We start from the raw sequence: 23,488 nt of genomic DNA, 5'->3' as shown, positions 1-23,488 counted from the left end.
TTCTAAAGGCGAACTAGTCTTACGACTTTTGTCTTATACAATTCCATTTTTCACTGCATATAATGCTGCTTGCGTGCGATCAGATAAATTCAACTTACTCAAAATACTACTTACATGCGCTTTTACCGTTTTTTCTGTAATAACTAAAACAGAAGCGATCTCTTTATTACTCATCCCTTTCGCTAATAGCTGCAACACTTCATTTTCTCTCGCCGTTAGCACATCCACTTGAATAGAAGGTTCTTCTTCCTTTTCTTCCACAGGTAATGTTTGAGAGAGAAGAGTATTTGCTATATCCGGATGTAATTGAATATTACCTTTATATGCGCTTCGAATAGCTTCAACAAGCTGATCCGGTTCTACATCTTTTAAAATATACCCACTTGCCCCCGCCCTTAACGCTGGTAAAACATGCGCCTGATCAGAAAAGCTAGTTAATACAATTACTTTCACATTCGGATATTCTTTTTTGATGCACGCCGTCGCCTCGACACCATCCATTTCGGGCATATATAAATCCATTAATACAACATCAGGATTCGTTTCCCCTACTTTCACTAACGCTTCTTTCCCATTATTTGCTTCTCCAACTAACGCTAAATCTTCCTGTGTACTTAAGAAAAATGCTAATCCTTTTAAAACGACTGTATGGTCATCAACTAACAATACTTTTATTTTCACAAACTTCCCTCATTTTCACATCATAATGGTACTTTTACTTTTACACTTGTTCTTTTCTTATCACTTACAATTTTAATTGTTCCACTGACTAATTCTACTCTTTCTCGCATCGTAGTCATACCGAGTGATTTCTTCTCTTTTATATCCTTTTCTACAAAGCCGTTTCCTTGATCGACTATTTCTAATGATACATTCTTCTCCGTCACTTTGAAATAAATCGCCGCTTCTCTGACATTCGCATGTTTACTTACGTTATTTAAAGCTTCTTGTCCAATTCGCCATAGTGCTTCCTCTACTACGCGCGGTAAATCACGCACACCTGTAACTTGTTCCCGAATTTTCAATCCCAAACTTTCACCATATTGTTTTAAAGCTGGTAATAGTCCTTTCTCTAATCCTGCTGGACGTAGTTGCCAAATTAACGTCCTCATTTCTTTTAAAGCACCTTGCGATAACTCACGTATCTCATGCAAAGACTGATCTACCTTTTCGTTTTTCCCCTTTAAGACGGCTTCGGTACCTTTCGTCATGAAAGTTAATGAAAACAACTTTTGTGAAACAGAATCATGCAAATCTCTAGCTAAACGATTACGTTCTTCCATTCGTACAAGTTCTCGGCGCTTTTCATTTAACCTTAAGTTCTCTATCATTAACGATATATGATTGGCTAACGCCTGTACTACATCTATTGTATTTATATCAAATTCTCCATTATTCGAACTTACACTTAGTACGCCAAATATATGATCTTGAATATGTATGGGAATGGCAATAACTGCACGATTAGGATGTACGATATTCCCAACCTGACTCTTTAACAAAACAGACTCTTCTTTTTTCAGAGCTTCCTGTGCCGCTGACTTCAAATCCTCTTGTAGCTCATCTATCTTATATGAGGCCCTTACAGCAAGTTCATTTTCTTCTCTAATAAAGAATACAACTTGCTCCCATAGAAATAACTTCCCAATTTGCTTTACAATCTCCCCAGGCAATTCATTAAATTTATGAATCGTCCTTAAAGCTTGAATAAAGCGGTCTAACTTTACATAATAATGAGCCCTTCTCTTTTCATTTTCATACAATTTTGTACGTTTTAATGCTGTTCCAATTTGGAAAGCAACTGATTGTAATAGCACTAACTCTTCTTCAGAAAAATGCGTTTTACCTGGACTAGCCACATTTAATACGCCAAATTCATCTCCACCCGCTTTTAATGGCACTGTCGCATGATGCACAATCCCTTCTGTATCTCCCCAGTTATATTCAATCGCATTATTAATTCTCTTACATTCAATAATATTAACGGCTTTCTCTAGTTTCCCTTCCACAAATCGGTGTAAACACCAACAATTCCCCTCACACATCGGTCGTTTATTTTCAAATCTTAATCCCTCTGGTAATTGATAATCAATTAATTTTGTATATCTACCATTTTCATCCGCAAGAAATATCCATCCTGTCGTTAAACCTGTTACATTCAACAGTTTTTCCAACACAGCTTGCAGCACATGATAAGTATCATTTGAGGTGTTCAACGTCTCTGCAATCTCTTTTAATATAACTAATTCATTTGTACGATTCTCTTGAAACATAATTCGTCTCCTACATACAAGATTTTAAATCGCCCCTAAAGTAAATCATCTACTTTTCACTTTGTACTTATTCGTAACATTGATATAATGGTGAAAACATAGTTTTCATTATATCACTTGAGGGGGACTTCATAATGACATTAAATAAAGCACTTACTATCGCTGGTTCTGACACAAGTGGCGGTGCTGGTATACAAGCAGATTTAAAAACATTCCAAGAACTTGGTGTATACGGAATGACATCTCTTACGACAATCGTAACGATGGATCCACATAACGGTTGGGCACATAACGTATTCCCAATCCCAGCTTCTACATTAAAACCACAATTAGAAACGACAATTGAAGGTGTTGGAGTAGATGCTTTAAAAACAGGTATGCTTGGATCAGTAGAAATTATTGAAATGGTTGCTGAAACAATCGAAAAACATAATTTCAAAAATGTAGTAGTTGACCCTGTTATGGTATGTAAAGGTGCTGATGAAGCATTACATCCTGAAACGAACGATTGCTTACGTGACGTTCTTGTTCCAAAGGCATTAGTTGTAACACCCAACTTATTTGAAGCTTACCAATTAAGTGGCGTAAAGATTAATTCTCTTGAAGACATGAAAGAAGCAGCAAAAAAAATCCACGCTTTAGGTGCGAAATACGTCCTAATTAAAGGCGGTAGCAAGCTTGGTACGGAAACTGCAATCGACGTCCTATATGATGGAAAAACATTCGATCTTCTAGAGTCAGAAAAAATTGATACGACAAATACACACGGCGCAGGTTGCACATATTCTGCTGCAATTACAGCAGAACTTGCAAAAGGAAAAACTGTGAAAGAAGCAGTAAAAACTGCTAAAGAATTTATCACAGCTGCTATCCGTTATTCATTCAAGATCAACGAATACGTAGGCCCAACACATCACGGTGCATATCGTAAATTCGTTGCATCAAAAGAACTTGTCTAACATATAAATGAAAACACCCACAGAGTATATATATTACCTCTCTGTGGGTGTTTTTTATAAGCTCTTCTGGTCATCTTATCTTTAAGATGCAGAACTAACCTGATTTCTACCATTTCTTTTGGAGTAATATAATGCATCATCAGCAGCTTGAATAAATCGCTCTGGTGATTCTTCATACACTGAAATTCCTACTGAAACTGTAATTTTTATTTTTGTTCCATTTAGCAATTGAAATGGATGGTTTTCAACAGCCGTGCGAACTTGTTCCCCCATACGCATTCCACAAGCTAATTCTTTCTGCGGTATCAAAAGCGCGAACTCTTCCCCACCCTTTCGAAAAGCCAAATCTGGAAACGTTGAAACTTCTCGTAAAATATGCCCCATTTGTTTTAATACTTCATCTCCCGCAGGATGCCCATACGTATCATTTACACACTTAAAATGATCAATATCTATAAGTAGTAAACAAAGTGAATCATTTTTCATGCGCTTATTACCAATATGACGATTCATCTCTAAATCAAACTGTCTTACGTTCCCTAAACCTGTCAGTGCATCTATCGTTGCGTATTGCTTCATCGTTTGAAATAACTCATTGGATTGTAATACATAATTTGCGCTTATAAATGTGATATATGCTGCAACACCACTACAAACTAAATATAATGCTACTATAGAAATATCCTTAAATAAAATAGAAAGTGGCACCGTTAAAATAGATAAACTATATACATTAAACCAGATCCACCTTTTAAATATAGAAGCTTTCATCCGCCAAATGAAAATAATTCCAAAACCTATCAATACAATTGTATAACAAGCCAATTCAGAGGCTAAAGAGTACTCAGTAAGAAATAATCGGGTAATTAATATAATAGTAACTGTTATGCTACTAGCTATCGGACCTCCAATTATAATTGCCAAAATAACAGCTAAATAACGTAGATCCAACATAATATCTTCAATATGTACACCAAAATGCATCAACAGTACACTTAATATTCCAGTAAGAATACCTACTACACATTTCTGCCAAAGAGAAAACTCTTCTTTTAACGGCCTATCTCTTAAAAGCTGACCTCCAACAAAAATAAAGGAAAGAATAATGGTTGTGTTTACAAATAAGTCCCTTAACATAAAATAATCTCCCAACTTGTCTATCTATCCCTTTCCTTATTTTATTGTATACGAGATACCTATAATTCCCAAAGTTTTTTATTTATTTTTGCTGTTCCACGTGAAACAGCAAAAATAAAAAAGGACGAAAATTCGCCCTTTTCATTAACAACAGCGTGATATCTTTCCGCCCTTTGCATTAAATCTAGCCTCTTGCGCTTCTGCAAAAAATTGTTTTTGACATACAACCTCTTCTTCTGGATGATGCTTTTTCATATGCTCTACATATGTTTCATAACTTGGTACCCCAACCAGTAAACTAATAAAGTGTTTTCTTTGTCCCCATACTTTCCTTAGTCGTTTAAGCATAATAGTTCCTCGACTCACTTTCATCTCTAGAAATATATGGCGCCTCTTTTAGCGGCATCGGCTTATTTCTTAATACTTGAATCCAAATTCGAATTGCAGAAATTAATACAGCGATTACAACTATCATAAAAATCCCGCAAAGCGCTGCATCAATATAATCATTGAAAATAATTTGCTTCATTTGAGCAACATTTTTAGCTGGTGCTAACACTTTCCCCTCATCTAATGCTCCTTGGAACACCTTTGCGTGAGATAGAAATCCTATTTTAGGGTTTTCATGAAATAACTTTTGATAACCCGCCGTCATCGTTACAATAAGCAATCCAACAGTTGGAATAAGTGTGACCCAAACATATGCCTTTTTCCCCATTTTGAACAAAATTGTCGTTCCAAGTAATAATGCAATACCTGCTAACATTTGATTTGCAATACCGAAAAGTGGCCATAACGTATTAATTCCACCAAGCGGATCTACTACCCCTTGGTATAAGAAATAACCCCATCCTAATACGCATAACGTTGTAGCTATCACATTCGCTAATGTAGAATCCGTTTTCCCAAATGGCTTATATACATGTCCTAAAATATCTTGAATCATAAATCGGCCTACACGTGTTCCAGCATCAATCGTTGTTAAAATAAATAGCGCTTCAAAGAGAATCGCAAAATGATACCAAAAGGCCATCATGGCCGTTCCACCTATTACTTGTGAGAAAATATATGCCATACCTATCGCTAACGTTGGTGCACCACCTGTACGTGATAAAATCGTTTGCTCTCCAACGTTTACAGCAAGATCTTTTAGTTCATTTGGTGTAATAGCAAATCCCCATGAAGAAATAACTTGAGCTGCCTGCGAGACATCCGTACCGATAAGTGCTGCGGGACTATTAATCGCAAAATACGTTCCTGGTGTTAATACACAAGCTGCAATCATCGCCATCGCCGCTACAAATGATTCCATTAACATTGCCCCATAACCGATTGGCTGTGCGTGTCCCTCTTGTTCAATCATTTTTGGCGTCGTACCTGATGAAACGAGAGCATGGAATCCTGACACCGCACCACAAGCAATTGTAATAAATAAGAATGGGAATAGGTTTCCAGAGAAAACAGGACCTGTTCCATCGATAAATTTCGAAACTGCTGGCATTTGTAAATCTGGTGCTACAATTAAAATACCAATTGCTAATCCAACAATTGTTCCGACTTTTAAAAATGTGCTTAAATAATCACGTGGTGCTAAAAGCATCCAAACTGGTAAGGCCGATGCGATAAATCCATATACAATAAGCATAATAGCAATCGTTTCACCGCTAAACGTGAACATGCTTGCAAGCGTTGGATGTTCTGCTACATACTGTCCTCCAATAAGAGACAGTATAAGTAGAATAATTCCGATCACTGACCCTTCACCAACCCGGCCAGGTCTAATGTAGCGCATGTACACTCCCATTAAAATAGCGATAGGAATCGTTGCTGCTATTGTAAACATTCCCCAAGGACTTCCGACAAGCGCCTTTACTACTACTAATGCTAATACTGCTAATAAAATAATCATAATACCTAAAATGCCTATCATTGCAATAAGCCCTGTAACAGGACCGATCTCATCTTTAATCATTTCTCCTAAAGATTTACCATTCCGTCTCATCGAAGCAAATAAAATTACAAAATCTTGTACAGCTCCAGCGACAACTACCCCAACAATAATCCATATTGTCCCTGGTAAATATCCCATTTGCGCTGCCAAAATCGGTCCTACTAAAGGGCCTGCCCCAGCAATTGCTGCAAAATGGTGCCCAAATAATACCCACTTATTTGTCGGAACATAATCTTTTCCATCGTTTAATGTATGGGCTGGCGTTTGCCGATTATTATCTAAACCAAATACCTTTCTCGCTATAAATTTACTATAAAAGCGGTAAGCAACTGCATACACACATACCGCAGCTACTAAGAGCCACACGGCATTAATAGTTTCACCTTGTGATAAAGCTATTACACCAAATGCACCTGCGCCTACTGCTGCAATAACCCCCCATAGTAAAATCGACTTCAATGTTTTCACATACAATCCCCCCAATACTATTGCTTAGTGGGATTGTACTAAATTTTCTGAATATTTAATTTGAATCCTCCTTATCATGAAGGATTTTTAGTTTATCATGTTAAAAAACTCGCATTACCTACTATAATTCAATCTTATTTCGAAGTCGTTTCACATAATTACGACTAACTGGAATCGGTTGCTCATCATATTTATCTAAATACAGATTATATGTGCCATTATAATAGGGTTTTAGTTCTTGTACATATGACATATTAATTAAATAACTTTTATGCACACGTAAAAAATCATATGCATTTAGCTTATTTTCCAGCTCCTGAAGTGTATATGTTGAAATATACTGATTATTTGTTGTATAAATTGAAACCGTTTTGTTTTCCTTATTTTTGCTTACATATACAATATCTTCAGGGAAAATATACCGAATTCCCTCTTGACCTTCTATTGGTAGCTTTCGCAAATAACTCTTTGCTTTCTCGCCTTGCTCTTTACACATTCTATATAAAAGGAATTGCAAATCTTCTTCACGAAATGGGCGTAGTAAATAATAGAATGCTTGAAAACGAAATGCCGTAATCGACTCTTCTATATCTTCACCCATAAAAATCAATTTCGTATAACAATTTACTTCCCGTAATAAACTCGCATATTCAAAACCAGTTCCATCTAGTAATTTTGAATTCAAGAAAACAAAATCTGGTGTATGCTTTTTCATAATAAATAATGATTCTGTTCCCGTATTCGCTTCAAAACATTCTACATTCCTTATATTTTCAGTAAATTTGTCCGCTAAACTTCTTCGCTCTTCTGCTTCTTCCATGATCAGTAAAATTTTCATTTCTTCAACCACCTAATTCTTTTGTCCATATGTCTTGTTGTATACATTCGCTTTTATAAGAAACATTCCCTTTTTCTTACTATACCATTATTTATCTAAAAAAACAGAAAAAAGGAAACCACGACGGTTCCCCTGCCCTTTTATTCCATTATTTGTAGGAAGTAACACTCACTGAATTGTTACTTCCCCGAAAACGCAATTGGTGCTGGCTAATAATCAGTGGGGGATAAATCCCTCACCGATTAAAGTTTCACCTTATACTAATTCTCGTTGCTTCGTTTCTTGCCCAAGTACAATTACAGCAACTACGCCAATCAAAATTGATCCACAGAAAATCGTAAATATTAGTGATAGTGAAACCTGTGAAGTAACTAAATATCCTACTAATAGCGGACCAAGAATACCACCAATACGGCCGAATGCTGCTGCCATCCCTGCACCTGTACCACGAATAACCGTTGGATACTGTTCCGGTGTATAAGCGTATAATGCACCCCAAGCACCTAAATTAAAGAAGGATAGTAACATGCCTGCTACGATTAATACGGTTAATGACTCCGCCACTCCAAACAAGTAAGCACTACATGCTGTACCGATCAAATACGTAACTAAAACGAACTTACGACCAAGTCGTTCAATAAACCAAGCAGCCGTGAAATATCCTGGCAATTGAGCTAACGTCATAATAAGTACGTACTGGAAACTTTTTATTAAACTAAATCCTTTTAATACCATTACACTAGGTAACCAAAGGAACATCCCATAGTAAGAAAAGACAACAGAAAACCATAGAATCCATAACATAATTGTTGCCTTACGATATTCACCAGACCAAACCAACTTTACATTTTCGATAACAGATGGTCTTTTTTCAGCCTTTTGAAATCTCGGAGAATCCGGTAAATTCCATCTTAAATATAAAGCATATAGTGCCGGAACCGCGCTCAATACCATTGCAACTTCCCAACCATATTTCGGAATAACAAAATACGAGATAAGAGCTGCAATTAACCATCCACCTGCCCAAAAGCTTTCTAATAGCACAACTATTTTGCCACGTTCATGCGCTTCAACGCTCTCTGATACTAATGTAGAAGCAACTGGAAGTTCTCCGCCAAGCCCCATACCAATTAAAAATCGTAAAACAAGGAACATCGCAAGTGTTGTCGTTAAAGCAGTTAAACCACTACCGATAGAAAATAGTAATAATGTAATAATAAAGACTGATTTACGTCCTATTTTATCTGATAGTATTCCAAAAACAAGTGCTCCGACTGCCATACCAATTGAATTAATGCTGCCTATCCAGCCCATTTCTTGCGTACTTAATCCCCAATCTTTTTGCAATGCTACCATTACGAATGAAAGCATTCCAACATCCATTGCATCAAATAACCATCCAAGCCCTGCTATACCAAGTAGCTTTCGCTTCGAAATTTCTTTCCCCTTGCCCATAAGAAGTCCTCCTTACACAGCTGTCTTTACACATCATTTTACATGTGTGAATTGTATAAGTAAAATACTTTCGTACAAAAAATTCTCCTTCATCATGCCCAAAAAGTAAAATACTCATCCCACTATTTGAGGGCAGTAAGACTCTCACCTCAAAATTCAGCTGAAGCAAAGAGGTTAGATGGAAAATCAACTGCCGTTAAACGTCCGATTGGTGAGGATTAACCATCAGTGGTGGATGAGTAAAACCTCACTTTATTAAAAATGACCAAATAAAAAAGTAGCGATATTCCGCTACTTTTTCGAACGCATGACTTCTTTTAAAAATTCCGCTAATACTAACTGACGACGCCAGCGCGTTGGATTACTACACAATCTATAAAACCACTCTAAGTTAATCGCTTGAATCCATTTTGGTGCACGTTTTACCTCTCCAGCCCATACATCTAAACTTCCGCCCACTCCAACAGCCATCTTCGTTTCTAAACGATGCTTATTAGTTTGGATAAAGTTCTCTTGTCTTGGGAAACCAAGCGCGACAAGTAATAAATCTGGTTTTGCTTCTTGAATACGAGAAACGATACTCTCTTCTTCTTCTTGTTTAAAGTACCCATCTTGTGTACCTACAATAGATACAGCTGAATATGTCTTCGTTAAATGCTCTGCTGCAGCTTGTACAACATGCGGTTTTGCACCAAGTAAGAAAACAGATACCGGTTTATTCTCCTCTGATAACTTTGCAAGTAGATTACACATTAAATCAAAACCTGCTACACGTTCCTTTACAGGTGTACCAAGTATACCGCTTGCTTTTACAACTCCAATACCATCAGGTGTAATTAAATCTGTATTTAATAATGTTTTATGGAATGCTTCATCCTTTTTTGCACACATAACAATTTCAGGATTTGCTGTTACTACCTGAAAAGTATGAGTTCGCTCCAATTCTAGTTGTCCCTTCAAATATTGGATTGTTTCATCCATTGTCATTGTAGAAAAAGGAACACCTAGAATATCAACCGTTTTTACTTCCATGATTAACTATCCTCTCTATTTCAGTAAAAGTTTTTTATATGCATTATAAGTATCTTCATACAAATTTTTTAGCGAGAAATGAGTAGATGCATGATTATATAAACGATTTCCCATCGCTTCTAATTCACCATTCAACCATTTTTCATAAGCATTTTCTAACGCGTTTGCTAACGAGTCTGCATCACCAATTGGTACAACCCATCCATACGTATCATCAACTATTAACTTTCTCATATCACCTACATTTGTTGCAATAGATGTTAAGCGCTGATTAGCCGCTTCTAATAAAACAAGAGGAAAGCTTTCGCTATAAGAGGTTAACAAATTAATGTTTGCAGATGCATATAATTCTTTGGAATCTGTACGAAAACCTAGAAACATCACCTTATCCTCTAAGCCCTTTTGTTTCACCATCTCTTTTAATTCTGCTTCTATAGGTCCATCACCAAGCAAGAGCACCTTTATATTTTGAATTTTAATTTTTTGTAACGCTTCAAATAAAATATCATGACCTTTAACAGGATGAAGACGTGCTACTTGAATGGCTGTAAATACTCCTTCATCGATGCCAAATTCACTCTTATCATAAGGTTTTACTGGAGTACTATCATACTCAATTCCATTATAAACCGTACAAATTTTCTCTTCTGGTACACCTAGTTTTATTATGTTTCTCTTAAAATTCTCTGTAATTGCAAAGAATAAATCTACCTTCCTGAAAGAACGTAAATTTAACTTTGTAAATACCCATCCTTTTAATCCCCTCTTCATAAAATCCAAAGTTGGATCACTGTGGACAGTCATTATCCATTTCGCTTTTATACCTTTTTTCAAGAGGGAGAGATAGAAATTTGCTCGTGCGCCATGTGTATGCACAATGTCAAATTGATTTTCATTAATAAATGCTTTTATTTTTGAAAGAATTGATAGGTCGTACCGAGATGATTGGGTAAAAACATGCACTTGAATACCAAGGTTTCTCGCCTCTCTAGCAATCGCACCTTCTTCAAATACCATTAATTCCACTTCTTCCTTTGAAAATTGAGATAAAAGTGAAATAATATGCGTTTTCCCCCCACCTTCTTCTGCACCAGCATTCATATGCAACACTTTCATTTCTTACATCCCCCATTTTTTTTCTTTTTATTTACTATAACAAAATAAAAGCTAACATATGCTAGCTTTTATTTTTCTATCATTCAATTTCCAAGTCAACTATTAAATATGCCATGATTAATACTAAGTAGAAACTCACTCCAGGTGCAATTAAAATATGACCAGCCATGAATGAGATACCTAATCCGAGAAATATTGCTGCAATCATCATTGCATATTTCACTGTGAATATTTGTTTAAATTTAGTAAATATACATGCAATAAATTTAATACCAAAGTATAAGAATGGAATTACAAGTAAAATGAACCCTATGATTCCGAAAGAATAGAACCAATCGTGGAAGTCACGTTCAATTAATTTCGGCTGTTCTTTATAGTTACCAGCATAACCCATTCCTAATAATTTTTGAGACATTGGGGCTTCATTATAGAAATCTTTATACATCTGTTCAAATAATTGACGCCCACTAAAAATAAGAGCTTGCGTTTCTTCTTTTTTCTCCGCTACTTTTTCTTTTGCTTTTTCTTTCTCTTTTTCTTGCTCTGTCACAGGAGGTTTGTGCTCTTTAGCTTCCTCCTTCTTTTTCTCTTCCTTTTTCGCACTCTGCTCTTGTTCAATTAATTGGAAATGAAATCCCATATTTTTCATAAACGGTGAAAAAGGTGTATATGCCAATATGCCTACAAATACAGTTATTGCAAGAAAACCATTTAATAAATAGGCATGTTTCTTTTTATCTTTACGCTGTGTAAATGCCTGAATAAAGCACATAACAACTGCGATAGCCATTGATCCAAAGATTGCTCCTACGCCAACCTTTGTCCCAATTGCAAATAGTGAATAAACAACTAAAATTGAAGGAATCCAATAGTACGCTTTACCTATACTTTTTGTTCTTTCAATTGAATACAAAATAACAATTGGACACATGATGGCTAAAATAGATCCTAGCTCGTTACCTGCATAAAACCAACCGCGTGATCCTAACTTTACCCATTCATAACTATTATAATCTGTTCCAGTAGTAATCGAAGCTACCATGACTACTCCTATAATTAGCGATGCATACGTAATATAGTCACGCATTTTTGAATTTGAATGGCTTTTCTCTTTTAAAGACTTAAATACAAACACATAACAAGTAAGCATAACAAACGGATATAATGCTTTTGCTATAAACTTAATTTCCTCTGAAAGTACCATAGGATCTTTTGTAAGCTTGTTATTTACCAATCCGATGGTGAAGACTATTCCTACTAAGATTATATACAATATATATTTTATATTTCCTTGTTTCTTCGTTTGAATTAAAATATATATCCCGCTTAGGAACATAACGAATAAGCGTGTAATAACTCCAATGGTCGTATCAATTTTTAAAACCATTATACAGAATGCCGTGAGCAAATCTAAAATTGGTTGCAACAAAATAAAGATTAATAGAAAATTTTCAAATTTATTACTTTTACTATTTTCGCTTAACATCTAGAACCTCCATAACTATTACCTAATTTCAATCTATACTGTTAATATTTTTTTCTTATCTCAAATATTTATTATAACATATATTTTTTAATTAAACGCCTCACATTTCTCCCCAACCTTACCTTATAGAAAAAAGCATATTTGCATTTTCAAGCGCTTTCTTTCCTCATTTTTTCTTTTTTTCTACATGTAAAGAAAATGCATTGTTATTTACATAACTTTAGTGTATATTTTTTCTCTGGAACATCTTTAGGAGGAAGGGATTACAGCAATGTTATTAATCGACATATTTACGTTTCTTGGCATTATCGCCGCTGCTATTTCTGGTACATTAGTTGGTTTAAAAAAAGATTTAGATTTATTTGGTGTCCTTTGTTTAGCTGTAGCCACTGCGCTCGGCGGCGGTATTATTCGTGATATTATGATCGGTAACCTGCCTCCTGTCGCATTTGTTAAACCCATTTACTTTTTCGTAAGTGTATTATCAGCATTATTTACTTGTATGTTTTTTGAGCGTATCAATAAACTGCAGGTCGTTATCATGCTTTCTGATGCTGTTGGCTTAGGTGTTTTTACAGCTATTGGTGCAAATGCGGCAATGTCACATCATGTTGACGCCTCATTTTTAGTTGTTTCAATGGGAGTCATTACAGGTATTGGAGGCGGTATTTTGCGTGACATTTGCGCTCAAGATATCCCTTATGTATTCCGAAAAGAGATTTACGCAATCGCTTCTATCTTAGGAGCAATTAGTTTCCTAATCACATATGCAATGGGGGCACACGTATTAGCTTTCTATGTTTGTTTATTAGTAACATTCATTATTCGTGTTGTCACTGTAATATATAATGTACATTTCCCAGTTTTCTTTAAAACACATGCTAAAATTAATAAAGGCCATTAAGAGAATTCTACATAGAATTCTCTTAATTTATATACTATTCTACACACTAATATAGAGTAATTGTATATAAAAATATATAATTATATTAGGACTAAAAATGAAAACGCTTTATACACAGGGGGGAAGAACGATGCTTGGGGTTTTTAAAAAACATACAAATAAAACAAACGCCAGTATACTTGAATTAAGTAAGGATCAAAAAATCACTTTTAACGTGCCTACTAATTCTGAACTGAAAATTCAAATGGATATGCTACATATTTCAAAAGAAGATTTACAAATCGTAAAGGTACTACAGCCCTTTATTTATGAAGAAATTGATTGGATTACGGAAAAATTCTATGCCAATATTACAAAGCAGCCTAATTTAACTACTATTATTGAACGTTATAGCTCTATTCCAAAACTAAAGCAAACTTTAAAAACACATATAAAAGAATTATTCAGCGGCGATATGCATGAAGATTTTATTGAACAACGTGTTAGAATTGCCAAAAGACATGTACAAATTGGTTTACATAGAAAATGGTATACTGCCGCTTATCAAGAATTATTCCGCTCTATCATGAAGATTTTGCAAACAAAAATTACAACAATTGACGATTTTTCTTATTCTATAAACGTAATAAACAAATTATTTACTCTTGAACAAGAACTCGTTATTGCGGCTTATGAATCTGAATATGAAAGAATACAAAAAGAACATGAAAAAGAAAAAGAAATAACAGCTATGACCATTACGCATATTGCAACAGAACTAGCATCTGTATCTGAAAAAACGAGCGCTTCTATTCAACAGTTAACCGCTAAATCTGAAACGATTGTAGAAATTGCCAAAACAGGTACATCATTAGCTACAACATCAGAAGAAAAAGCGAATAAAGGGAAAGAACAATTAAATCAGCAAAATAAACGAATGGAATATATTCAAACAAACATGGAAACGATTATTACAGATACTCATGAACTTCTCGATATTTCTAACAAAATTAACGAGATTATAGATATTGTAAAATCAATTGCAGAGCAAACAAATTTGCTCGCACTAAATGCGGCTATTGAATCTGCACGTGCTGGGGAATTTGGCAAAGGCTTTTCTGTTGTAGCTGGAGAAATTCGCAAGTTATCAGAGCAAACGAAAGAATCTATATTTAACGTTACAAAGCTCGTTGAAAAAACAAATGAACAAATTATTCGTGTCTCTTCTTCCGTGAAACAAATTAGCTCCCTCGTATCTGAAGGAACGGATGGTATGTCTGAGACAGATCAATACTTCCAAGAAATTGTAAAAGACATGTCTAACTCGAAAGAACAGAATAAAAAAATTGAAAATGAGTTAGAAACCATTTCACAAGTAGTGAAAGGAATTCAAGACGATTCCTCAAAAATGGCTCTAACAGCTGATAGTTTACAACTAGAACTGAACCGCTAAGGTGAAGCTTATGTCAGTAGAGGTTCTTCATCTCCGCTGACTCATAGTCCTCATCTTCCACCCATAAAAAAAGAATCCAAACTGGATTCTTTTTATTTTCTGAAGAATATTTTTTGACAATACACATAACTCATATAAACACCAAAGCTTTGCAAAATAAACAAAGCTGGCACTATAAGATTGTAATATGCCATATCTACTTGGAAGAGCCTTAACAATACGTATCCGCCAATTAACAAAACGAACAACATATATCCTTCGTTTTGTTGTTTCTTAATAAGAAAGTGTAATAAAGCTATCGACATAAATAATGTTACCGCTATGTATATAAGTTTTTCACATTTAAATAGAATAGAATGTATTCCCTCACCTGAGAATTGATTAATTACTGGCTTTAAAAGTTTAAATCTTTCTTCTTCAATCTCTTTTAGCTTTTGATCAATATGCTCTGTTACGTTTTGATTCTTTGTTACTTTTTCCTCATTTTTACCTTTTCCAATTAAAACAGATTGAACATACGTCTCATTTGAAATTGTATATTGTGACATTCCCATTGTCTGAATTCCATAACTCACACCAAAATGAGCACTATAAAATAGAATAAGTATCCCTATCATCTTTAATAATACTTTTTGCTTCATTGCTGATTGAAAGAGTTCAATTAACAACACATATACAGCAATAAAAATAGGAAGAAATAATCCCATTGGGAAAATCATATTACTGCATGCAAATAAAATTGCTGAAAGTACCCACATATAAGGATGATCTAAACCTTTATATAAAAGTATGTAGCAAGCCAAATAAAATAAAAATATTGCGAGCGATTCTGATGTTAATAAGGAACTCATAAATATATTCGGAATATATAAAGCGTAAAATACAGACGCAATACGGCCGCATTCTTCTCCGAAAACCATTGCTGCAATACGATAAATGAAAAATGCAGTCCCTGTACAAAATAAAATATTAAATAACTGCAATGCGAATACTGTATCGCCAAATACACGAATAATTATTGATTCATAAATAATAAAAGGTAACTGCGCTATGCTCTCTACGTTATTACCAATTGCAATCTGCTTTGCAGACTCAAACATAGCTTTCATATCACCAATTATCGGAACGTCTACAAATAGAACCATACTAAGTCTCACAATTATAGATGTACTCATAAGAAAAACAAGAAATTGTTTTTCTGTAAAACGATACTGTAAAATCGATGCCACTAACAGCATAAGAATAACAAAAATAACTAATACGATTGATACACTTGTCGTACTGTCGCCAAAAAATTGTTTACTGGTTTCAAACGCTGACCAACAACTATAAACAAAAAATGCGAGCATCGCACCAATCATTATTTTACTAAAAAAAGACGAAAAATTTGTTTGTATATGATTCATATGTCCATTGCACCTCTATTTCCATTCATAACAAAACGATTCTATCATGAATAGGTACACAGCTGATAGGGAATTTCTATGACAAATACAGGGTCCTAATTTTTTCACTTGCAATGTAAGCGAATCCTCTTTTACACTACACTTTATATAGTAATAAATTTTCTTTCAGTTACATGAATACAAATACAGAAGTTTTACTAACCCTCTTCTGGAATTCTTTACTTCATTAAATATCTATCGATTTTTAATTTTTTGTACTCCACTTACAATACATGTCATTCTGATTGAAAACAGAAAATAGGGGCTGACCATATGGAAAAGAAATTCATGCGAGAATCCAAAGCAATTAAAACAACACGTGTTTTTCCGAATGATTTAAATAATCATCAAACACTTTTCGGAGGAAAATTATTAGCGGAAATTGATAGTATCGCTTCAATTGCAGCTGCAAGACATAGCCGTAAACATTGCGTAACGGCATCTATCGATTCTGTTGATTTTTTAACTCCAATTCACCAAGCAGATTCCGTTTGTTACGAAGCATTCGTATGTTATACAGGAAAATCTTCAATGGAAGTGTTCGTAAAAGTAATTGCAGAGAATTTATTAGCAGGCGAACGTAGAATAGCTGCAACATGTTTCATTACATTCGTTGCATTAAAAGATGGAAAACCTTCATCTGTTCCACAAGTACTACCTGAAACGGAAGAAGAACATTGGCTACACACAACTGGTTCTGAGCGTGCAGAAAGTAGAAAAAAGGGGCGTATAAAAAGCAAGGAAATGGCTGAAGTTCTAACTTTAAGTAAACCTTGGAGTATATAGACCTTCACCATTAAAACATCTTTTGAGCGAATAGCTATCACATATTCGCTCATTTTTTATAAACAATTTCACACCTTCATACAACCATTACCCCTTTTCATACATATTATGTAATATTTTTATACATATCCGTTCACTATTAACTTCTTCTAATTAATAAAATCTCATTTATCCTGCTATTTACGGGCTGTAAAACTCCCGCGTCAAAATTCGTCTGGAGCAAAGACGTTAGGCGGGAGCCTTGTTTCCCGTAAACGCCCGATTGATGAGGACTGATAATCAATCGGGAATGTACATCCCCCACTGATAAAAGTTTCACTTTATAATACGGTTCGATCCCATCAACAGTTGCTTTACAAAGTTTATGTAGGGTACACTTATACGGGTGGTTAACAAAACAATTTAAGGATTTGTAAACAGTGTAGAAAACACCTTACACTTCCATTATATTGAGAGAATTAACTCTAGTAAAAACACTTACTATGACATAGCAAGTGTTTTAATGAAACTGGATTATTTTAATGGAAAGGTGAAATTATGCAGAAATCAATTGCTTCAAATATTTTTTATAAAATACTACTCAACACGTTTAATATTATACTGCCAATTTTAGTTGGTCCTTACGCATATCGAACATTAGGAGCAAATTCAATTGGAACCGTTAACGTTGCTGAAACTTTTTTCAATTACTTCTTCGTGTTCGCCGTATTTGGTGTATATCAATATGGTTTACGTGAAATTAGCTTAATTAAAAATGATAAAAAGAAAGTTTCTAAGTTATTTACAAGTCTCTATGTAATTAATTTCACAACTAGTATTTTGGCTTTATCAGCCTTTGTGCTCTTTAGTTATATTGGGTATGGACATGAAAGTCTATTTCCTGTTCTTCTTATTTTCGGTTTCAATTTTATTTCTAACATGTTTTATGTGGAATGGTTCAATGAAGCATATGAAAATTATGACTTCATCACTAAAAAAACAGTTATCGTTCGATTAATCTATGTTGTGCTTCTTTTCTCTTTCATTCATGGGGCCGACGATTACAAAACATTTGCTGGTTTATTAGTATTATCAACATTTTTAAACCACTCTATTAGCTTTGTATATGTGAAACGCCAAGTTAAATTTGATTTTTCGGACTTAACTATTATTCCTCATTTAAAACCGTTACTATTAGTCTTGATTTTTTCAAATGCTAATATTTTATATACTCAATTAGATCGTCTTGTTTTAGGGGTATATGTTGGAAAGATAGAAGTTGCATATTACGTAATGGCTTTTCAAATTATGATGATTATTAATACACTTATGTTAAGTGTTGTACAAGTAACCGTTCCAAGACTGTCTTATTTATCAGGGAACGCATCTGAAATGGAATACGAATCATTATTAAACAAAATTTCAAAAGTATATTTCATTACCCTATTCCCTGCTGCAATTGGTTTAATGCTCATTGCTCATGGAGCTGTTGTTATTTACGGTGGACAAGAATTCGCTGGGGCTGGTAATACACTAATTGTTTTTGCTTTTTATATGATTACAGTCGGTATTGAGTCCATTTTATCGAATCAAATTATCTATGTGAAAAAGAAAGAAAGCATTTTAGTGCGATTTTTATTTATTTGCGGATTTATCAACTTAACATCCAATATTGCACTAATATACTTACATGTGCTTACACCAACAACCGCAATTTTCACAACAACAATTGCGAATTGTTTCTTAATCACATTTGAATATATTTATGTGAAAAAGAAACTAAAAGTGAATTATACGTTATTCGATATACACAAACTTAAATATCTATTTTATTCACTAACATTTGTACCAATAGCATTCGTTATTGATATGCTCGTATCTGGGCAAATACTACAAGTTATCCTAGTAATAATGACATGTGGATTAACATATGCCCTTATCCTCTTTATAACAAAGGATGAAATTCTATTTTCACTACTTGAAAAGATACTGGCACGATTCAAAAAAGCTTAAACGCAATCTCTAAAAGGAGCTGTTAAACTTGAAATTTTCTTTAATCATGGCTACTTGTGGCAGACGTGATGATATTCTTGACTTACTAAAATCACTTGAACAACAAACTTACAAAAACTTCGAACTTATCGTAGTAGATCAAAATGATACACCAATCTCTGATTTATTTGATGAATATAAAGAAAAATTTTCTATTCATTACATTTATACACCTATTAAAGGACTATCGAGAGCGCGAAATGCAGGATTAAAAGTAGCGGATGGCGATGTCATCGCTTTTCCAGATGATGATTGTATTTATGAAACAAATGTTTTAGAGAGTATATTAGAAACTTTCAACTCTAATAAAGATGTTCATTTCATCTCAACAAACACTACAAATGTTGAAGGAACAGGTTCTTTAATACACGCACCGAATACAGACATTATTTTAAATAATAAGTATGGATTCATGGGACCTTCTTTCACACTATTCTTCACAAAGCAATTTGTACAAGATGTAGGTACATTTGATGAAGATTTAGGTGTTGGTTCTGGCACGATTTATGGAGCTGGTGAAGAAACTGACTTTGTACTACGTGGTATGAAACAAAATTATACTGGTTTATTTAGAAAAGATCTGTTCGTATACCATCCTGTAAAAGAGGAAATTATTAATGAACAATCATTAAAACGTGCCATTTCTTATGCTGGTGGTTTTGGTAGGGTTATTCGCCTACACTATGGATTCCCTTATTTCTTACGTGCTGTCGCTGCGGCAACATTCCGTATGACACAAAATATTTCTAATGATAAGCGCAAATTCCACGCAAATCGCTTACGCGGAATTGTTCGTGGATATTTAAAATAAAAAACAAGGTGTAACCACTTTTATTAAATGGTTACACCTTGTTTTTTTATTTCTCTTGCATCTCTTATTTCTTGCAAAGTAACCCATCATTCTTTTATAATCGCATCCCTCACTGGTCAATTATATTATATATTTTTGAAATGATAGCATTATATCCAAGAATTTAGTATCATGATTCAAGACACTATTTAGAAATGAACGGAGGACATTATGAGCTTATTAACTGTTGAAAAATTAGGTCATACATTTGGTGATCGCACATTATTTAAAGATGTATCCATGCGCTTACTCGCAGGAGAGCACGTTGGATTAGTTGGAGCAAACGGTGTTGGGAAATCAACATTTATGAATATAATTACTGGTCAGCTTATCCATGATGAAGGTCGTGTTGAATGGACACCTGGCACAAATTACGGTTACTTAGACCAACATACAATTTTAACACCCGGTCGCACAATTCGTGATGTATTAGCAGATGCATTTTTACCTTTATTTGAAAAAGAAAAAGCATTAAATGAAGTTGCAGAAAAAATGGGAACTGCTACACCAGAAGAATTAGAAGAACTTCTTGAACAAATGGCAGAAATTCAAGATGCTCTTGAAGCCGGCGGTTTCTATTTATTAGATATTAAAATTGAAGAAGCAGCACGTGGACTTGGAATTGACGCAATCGGTCTAGATCGTGATGTTGCTGCATTAAGTGGTGGACAACGTACAAAAGTATTACTTGCAAAGTTACTACTTGAGCAACCAGAAGTATTACTATTAGATGAGCCGACCAACTATTTAGACGTTGAACATATTCATTGGTTAACAACTTATTTAAAAGAATATCCACACGCATTCCTATTAATTTCCCATGATACGGAGTTTATGAATAAATGTGTTGATATTATTTTCCATCTCGAATTTACAAAAATGACGCGTTATACAGCGACATATGAAAAATTCTTAGAACTAGCGGAGATGAATAAGAACCAACATATAAACGCTTATGAAAAGCAACGAGAGTTTATTAAAAAGCAGGAAGATTTTATTGCGAAAAATAAAGCTCGTTACTCAACGACTGGCCGTGCAAAGAGTCGTCAAAAACAACTTGATCGTATGGAACGTATCGATCGTCCTGAAACAGCTATTAAACCTGAATTCTCGTTTAAAGAAAGTCGTGCGAGTAGTCGATTCGTCTTCGAAGGAGAAAATGTAGAGATTGGATATACACATCCGTTATTACCAAAATTAACGATGACAATTGAACGTGGTGAAAAAATTGCAATTGTTGGATGTAATGGTGTCGGTAAGTCAACACTGTTAAAAACGATTTTAGGTAAGATTAAACCATTAAGCGGAAAAACAAGTCTTGGTGACTTCTTAAACCCATCATACTTCGAGCAAGAAGTAAAAGCTGATAATATAACACCGATTGATGATGTTTGGAATACATTCCCTAGCTTAGACCAGCATCAAGTACGTGCAATGTTAGCGAAATGCGGTTTAAAAAACGAACACATCTCTCGTCCACTGAATCAATTAAGCGGTGGCGAACAAGCAAAAGTTCGTTTATGTAAACTAATGGGTGAAGAAAGTAACTGGCTACTCTTTGATGAGCCAACAAACCACCTTGATGTTACAGCAAAAGAAGAGTTGAAAAAAGCGATGAAAGCATACAAAGGAACAATTCTTCTTGTATGCCACGAACCAGACTTTTATGAAGAGTGGATAACAAAAACTTGGGATGTAGAGAAATGGGCCCAAGAAAATTCTTAATCCCCTAAAAAAAATCCCTTTACACTACTATTTAGCGTGTAAAGGGATTTCGATTTAAAATAACCATACAGTTTGATAAGGAGTTTTTAGTAATGCAACGTACATTCCCCCTAAAGCTTAATATATTTTTTGTAAAGTGCTTATTAGTACTATGTCTAATTATTTCTGCTGCTATAACGTGGCAATCAATAGTCGTAATTCAAGAAAAAACTGACACACATTCCTTTATTATCATCCCGATTATTATTCTAATAGGCCTTCTATTTTTGCTTATTGGCTATATTTCTAATAAGTATATGTCTACATTTACATTTACCGTTTCACTTATTGTTTTAGCTTTTTCTGTTCGATTAATTTGGGTTCTCTACGTTCCAACTCCTATCGAATCAGATTTTTCAGTGATGTACAATAGTGCTATTCAAGCTACTAAAGGCGATTTTAGTTTTGCACAAGATGACTATTATACTTCATGGGTTTATCAACTTGGATTTACAATGTACCAAGCCCTCATTATTAATTTATTCGGTGAAGGGCCTTTCCTTCTAAAACTTTTAAATATAATGTATTGCACAGGAACAACCTTGCTAATTTACAAAATAACTTCATATGTTTTTAATGAATGGTCTGGAAGAATGGCTGGATTACTATATGCATTATATATTCCAAGCATTGTAATGAGCTCATTACTAACGAATCAACATATTGCCACATTCCTATTTTATCTTGGGTTTTATTTATTAATTACAAAAGGCCTAACCCATAAATATATGTGGATTTTTATAGGGATCTCCCTAGCTTTAGGAGATATTATGCGTCCACTTGGCGCTTTAGTTTTGATTGCAGTAGCTCTTTATGTCTTTTTACAAGGTATATTAGGAAAATCAAAACAGGATATTTTAACTTCTATAAAAAAATTATCTGGGATTTTCATCATTTTTTACCTTGTTCATTACATTATAAGTTCTTCATTTATATCTGCCGGAATTACCCAATATCCGCTATCTAACAGGGATCCTCTCTGGAAATTCACCGTAGGACTTAATCACGAAACAAGAGGTGGATATTCTTCAGCAGATGTAGAATATGTTATGTCCTTTAAGCTTGGAAAAGAACGAGAAGCCGTTGAGAAGAAATTGATTCAAGAGCGACTAGCTGATCCACAAAAGGTTTTATCTTTATTTAGTGATAAATTCACGATTATGTGGGCAGATTATGATTCCGCCCCAGTATGGAGTCTGGCAACACTAAGTAACACAGAGAATGATATGGTTACCTTACAAGACGACCTTAAGACATACGATAAATATATATATATTACAACTATGTTATTTGGTACGTTAGCAACTTTTTATCTCATACTAACCAAGCAAAACAACACACATTACACACTATTTTTATTATTAATAATTGGATATATAACGATTCACTTCTTAATCGAATATCAAACAAGATACCGATACTTTATCATCCCTAGCTTTACAATCATTCAAAGTTCTGGACTATATGTAGTTTATCGTCTCATGTCTAAAAGAAAGACTACAAAAATATAAGATAAGGCCAAATAAAAAAGGCATGAGCTCGATGCAATACCGAGCTCATG

At 34.4% G+C, this 23,488-nt stretch carries 19 protein-coding genes and 1 pseudogene; 9 read left to right on the top strand and 11 right to left on the bottom strand.

All coding sequences use genetic code 11. The features are described from left to right. Positions 1 to 33 precede the first annotated feature (33 nt). Together MKX31_RS24080 and MKX31_RS24075 are read right to left on the bottom strand one after the other, a co-directional pair. Entirely contained in the window at positions 34 to 681 is a 648-nt protein-coding gene (locus tag MKX31_RS24080; RefSeq protein ID WP_000695794.1) for a response regulator, read from the bottom strand. Between the two features lie 20 nt (positions 682 to 701). Then, a complete protein-coding gene (locus MKX31_RS24075; protein WP_340981612.1) occupies positions 702 to 2,273 on the bottom strand; it encodes a GAF domain-containing sensor histidine kinase in 1,572 nt (523 codons plus the stop codon). A 134-nt stretch (positions 2,274 to 2,407) separates the two neighbouring features. Between MKX31_RS24075 and pdxK the strand changes: the two genes are divergently transcribed. Next, on the top strand, positions 2,408 to 3,232 hold the full coding sequence (gene pdxK / locus MKX31_RS24070; protein ID WP_064476048.1) for a pyridoxine/pyridoxal/pyridoxamine kinase: 825 nt from the start codon (positions 2,408 to 2,410) through the stop codon (positions 3,230 to 3,232). Positions 3,233 to 3,313: 81 nt separating this feature from the next. Here the strand turns inward: pdxK and MKX31_RS24065 are convergent, their stop codons facing one another. The 8 genes from MKX31_RS24065 to MKX31_RS24030 form a co-directional block, all read right to left on the bottom strand. Next, positions 3,314 to 4,369 carry a GGDEF domain-containing protein gene (locus MKX31_RS24065; protein WP_064476047.1) on the bottom strand — a complete coding sequence of 352 codons (1,056 nt, stop codon included), beginning with the start codon at positions 4,367 to 4,369 and terminating at the stop codon, positions 3,314 to 3,316. 144 nt (positions 4,370 to 4,513) lie between these two features. Further along, entirely contained in the window at positions 4,514 to 4,717 is a 204-nt protein-coding gene (locus MKX31_RS24060; protein WP_048560464.1) for a YbdD/YjiX family protein, read from the bottom strand. Then, a complete protein-coding gene (cstA, locus tag MKX31_RS24055; protein WP_088047712.1) occupies positions 4,710 to 6,788 on the bottom strand; it encodes a carbon starvation protein CstA in 2,079 nt (692 codons plus the stop codon). The genes MKX31_RS24060 and cstA overlap by 8 nt, the downstream gene beginning before the upstream one ends. A 121-nt stretch (positions 6,789 to 6,909) precedes the next feature. Further along, a complete protein-coding gene (locus tag MKX31_RS24050; protein ID WP_064476045.1) occupies positions 6,910 to 7,626 on the bottom strand; it encodes a LytR/AlgR family response regulator transcription factor in 717 nt (238 codons plus the stop codon). A 255-nt stretch (positions 7,627 to 7,881) separates the two neighbouring features. Next, complete coding sequence (locus MKX31_RS24045) at positions 7,882 to 9,081, bottom strand: MFS transporter (RefSeq protein WP_340981610.1); 1,200 nt, start codon at positions 9,079 to 9,081, stop codon at positions 7,882 to 7,884. Positions 9,082 to 9,372: 291 nt separating this feature from the next. After that, positions 9,373 to 10,113, bottom strand: a complete 741-nt coding sequence (locus tag MKX31_RS24040; RefSeq protein ID WP_088047711.1) for a WecB/TagA/CpsF family glycosyltransferase — start codon at positions 10,111 to 10,113, stop codon at positions 9,373 to 9,375. Positions 10,114 to 10,128: 15 nt separating this feature from the next. Next, the gene (locus tag MKX31_RS24035; RefSeq protein WP_064476042.1) at positions 10,129 to 11,229 is read right to left on the bottom strand and encodes a glycosyltransferase family 4 protein; all 1,101 of its coding nucleotides are present in this window, start codon (positions 11,227 to 11,229) and stop codon (positions 10,129 to 10,131) included. A 79-nt stretch (positions 11,230 to 11,308) separates the two neighbouring features. Continuing rightward, positions 11,309 to 12,715 (bottom strand): O-antigen ligase family protein, encoded by a 1,407-nt coding sequence (locus MKX31_RS24030; protein WP_064476041.1) that lies wholly within the window; start codon positions 12,713 to 12,715, stop codon positions 11,309 to 11,311. A 271-nt stretch (positions 12,716 to 12,986) separates the two neighbouring features. Here MKX31_RS24030 and MKX31_RS24025 point away from each other — a divergent pair, with 271 nt between their 5' ends. From MKX31_RS24025 to MKX31_RS29340, 3 genes and pseudogenes are all read left to right on the top strand, one after another. Beyond that, positions 12,987 to 13,619 (top strand): trimeric intracellular cation channel family protein, encoded by a 633-nt coding sequence (locus MKX31_RS24025; RefSeq protein ID WP_000924376.1) that lies wholly within the window; start codon positions 12,987 to 12,989, stop codon positions 13,617 to 13,619. A gap of 97 nt (positions 13,620 to 13,716) precedes the next feature. After that, positions 13,717 to 14,247, top strand: a pseudogene (locus tag MKX31_RS29345) (protoglobin family protein); the annotation flags it as partial. Between the two features lie 102 nt (positions 14,248 to 14,349). Continuing rightward, positions 14,350 to 15,051, top strand: coding sequence for a methyl-accepting chemotaxis protein (locus MKX31_RS29340; RefSeq protein ID WP_371399721.1), 702 nt, complete (start codon positions 14,350 to 14,352; stop codon positions 15,049 to 15,051). A gap of 92 nt (positions 15,052 to 15,143) precedes the next feature. On the opposite strand, the gene MKX31_RS24015 is transcribed toward MKX31_RS29340, so the two are convergent. Further along, positions 15,144 to 16,457 (bottom strand): ArnT family glycosyltransferase, encoded by a 1,314-nt coding sequence (locus tag MKX31_RS24015; protein ID WP_262763987.1) that lies wholly within the window; start codon positions 16,455 to 16,457, stop codon positions 15,144 to 15,146. A 312-nt stretch (positions 16,458 to 16,769) separates the two neighbouring features. On the opposite strand from MKX31_RS24015, the gene MKX31_RS24010 reads away from it, so the two are divergent. The 5 genes from MKX31_RS24010 to MKX31_RS23990 all read left to right on the top strand — a co-directional run bounded on the left by MKX31_RS24010 (position 16,770) and on the right by MKX31_RS23990 (position 23,438). Next, complete coding sequence (locus tag MKX31_RS24010; protein WP_064476038.1) at positions 16,770 to 17,282, top strand: acyl-CoA thioesterase; 513 nt, start codon at positions 16,770 to 16,772, stop codon at positions 17,280 to 17,282. Positions 17,283 to 17,819: 537 nt separating this feature from the next. Next, positions 17,820 to 19,274, top strand: coding sequence for an oligosaccharide flippase family protein (locus tag MKX31_RS24005; protein WP_340981609.1), 1,455 nt, complete (start codon positions 17,820 to 17,822; stop codon positions 19,272 to 19,274). 28 nt (positions 19,275 to 19,302) lie between these two features. Beyond that, on the top strand, positions 19,303 to 20,124 hold the full coding sequence (locus MKX31_RS24000; protein ID WP_064476036.1) for a glycosyltransferase family 2 protein: 822 nt from the start codon (positions 19,303 to 19,305) through the stop codon (positions 20,122 to 20,124). 210 nt (positions 20,125 to 20,334) lie between these two features. Next, a complete protein-coding gene (locus tag MKX31_RS23995; RefSeq protein WP_064476035.1) occupies positions 20,335 to 21,888 on the top strand; it encodes an ABC-F family ATP-binding cassette domain-containing protein in 1,554 nt (517 codons plus the stop codon). A gap of 92 nt (positions 21,889 to 21,980) precedes the next feature. Next, complete coding sequence (locus MKX31_RS23990; protein WP_064476034.1) at positions 21,981 to 23,438, top strand: ArnT family glycosyltransferase; 1,458 nt, start codon at positions 21,981 to 21,983, stop codon at positions 23,436 to 23,438. Positions 23,439 to 23,488 lie beyond the last annotated feature (50 nt).

The sequence above is a fragment of the Bacillus sp. FSL M8-0063 genome (genome assembly GCF_038005545.1).
Taxonomy (GTDB): domain Bacteria; phylum Bacillota; class Bacilli; order Bacillales; family Bacillaceae_G; genus Bacillus_A; species Bacillus_A wiedmannii.
Note: the sequence above shows the minus strand (reverse complement) of the source record. Positions and strands in the feature narration are given on the sequence as shown.

Coding starts and splice junctions, on each gene's coding strand:
- MKX31_RS24015 (WP_262763987.1), bottom strand. CDS start 16,457: ATGAATCATATACAAACAAATTTTTCGTCTTTTTTTAGTAAAATAATG.
- MKX31_RS24050 (WP_064476045.1), bottom strand. CDS start 7,626: ATGAAAATTTTACTGATCATGGAAGAAGCAGAAGAGCGAAGAAGTTTA.
- MKX31_RS24030 (WP_064476041.1), bottom strand. CDS start 12,715: ATGTTAAGCGAAAATAGTAAAAGTAATAAATTTGAAAATTTTCTATTA.
- MKX31_RS24060 (WP_048560464.1), bottom strand. CDS start 4,717: ATGCTTAAACGACTAAGGAAAGTATGGGGACAAAGAAAACACTTTATT.
- MKX31_RS23995 (WP_064476035.1), top strand. CDS start 20,335: ATGAGCTTATTAACTGTTGAAAAATTAGGTCATACATTTGGTGATCGC.
- MKX31_RS24075 (WP_340981612.1), bottom strand. CDS start 2,273: ATGTTTCAAGAGAATCGTACAAATGAATTAGTTATATTAAAAGAGATT.
- MKX31_RS24005 (WP_340981609.1), top strand. CDS start 17,820: ATGCAGAAATCAATTGCTTCAAATATTTTTTATAAAATACTACTCAAC.
- MKX31_RS24065 (WP_064476047.1), bottom strand. CDS start 4,369: ATGTTAAGGGACTTATTTGTAAACACAACCATTATTCTTTCCTTTATT.
- MKX31_RS24045 (WP_340981610.1), bottom strand. CDS start 9,081: ATGGGCAAGGGGAAAGAAATTTCGAAGCGAAAGCTACTTGGTATAGCA.
- MKX31_RS24035 (WP_064476042.1), bottom strand. CDS start 11,229: ATGAAAGTGTTGCATATGAATGCTGGTGCAGAAGAAGGTGGGGGGAAA.
- MKX31_RS24025 (WP_000924376.1), top strand. CDS start 12,987: ATGTTATTAATCGACATATTTACGTTTCTTGGCATTATCGCCGCTGCT.
- MKX31_RS29340 (WP_371399721.1), top strand. CDS start 14,350: ATGACCATTACGCATATTGCAACAGAACTAGCATCTGTATCTGAAAAA.
- pdxK (WP_064476048.1), top strand. CDS start 2,408: ATGACATTAAATAAAGCACTTACTATCGCTGGTTCTGACACAAGTGGC.
- MKX31_RS24010 (WP_064476038.1), top strand. CDS start 16,770: ATGGAAAAGAAATTCATGCGAGAATCCAAAGCAATTAAAACAACACGT.
- MKX31_RS23990 (WP_064476034.1), top strand. CDS start 21,981: ATGCAACGTACATTCCCCCTAAAGCTTAATATATTTTTTGTAAAGTGC.
- MKX31_RS24040 (WP_088047711.1), bottom strand. CDS start 10,113: ATGGAAGTAAAAACGGTTGATATTCTAGGTGTTCCTTTTTCTACAATG.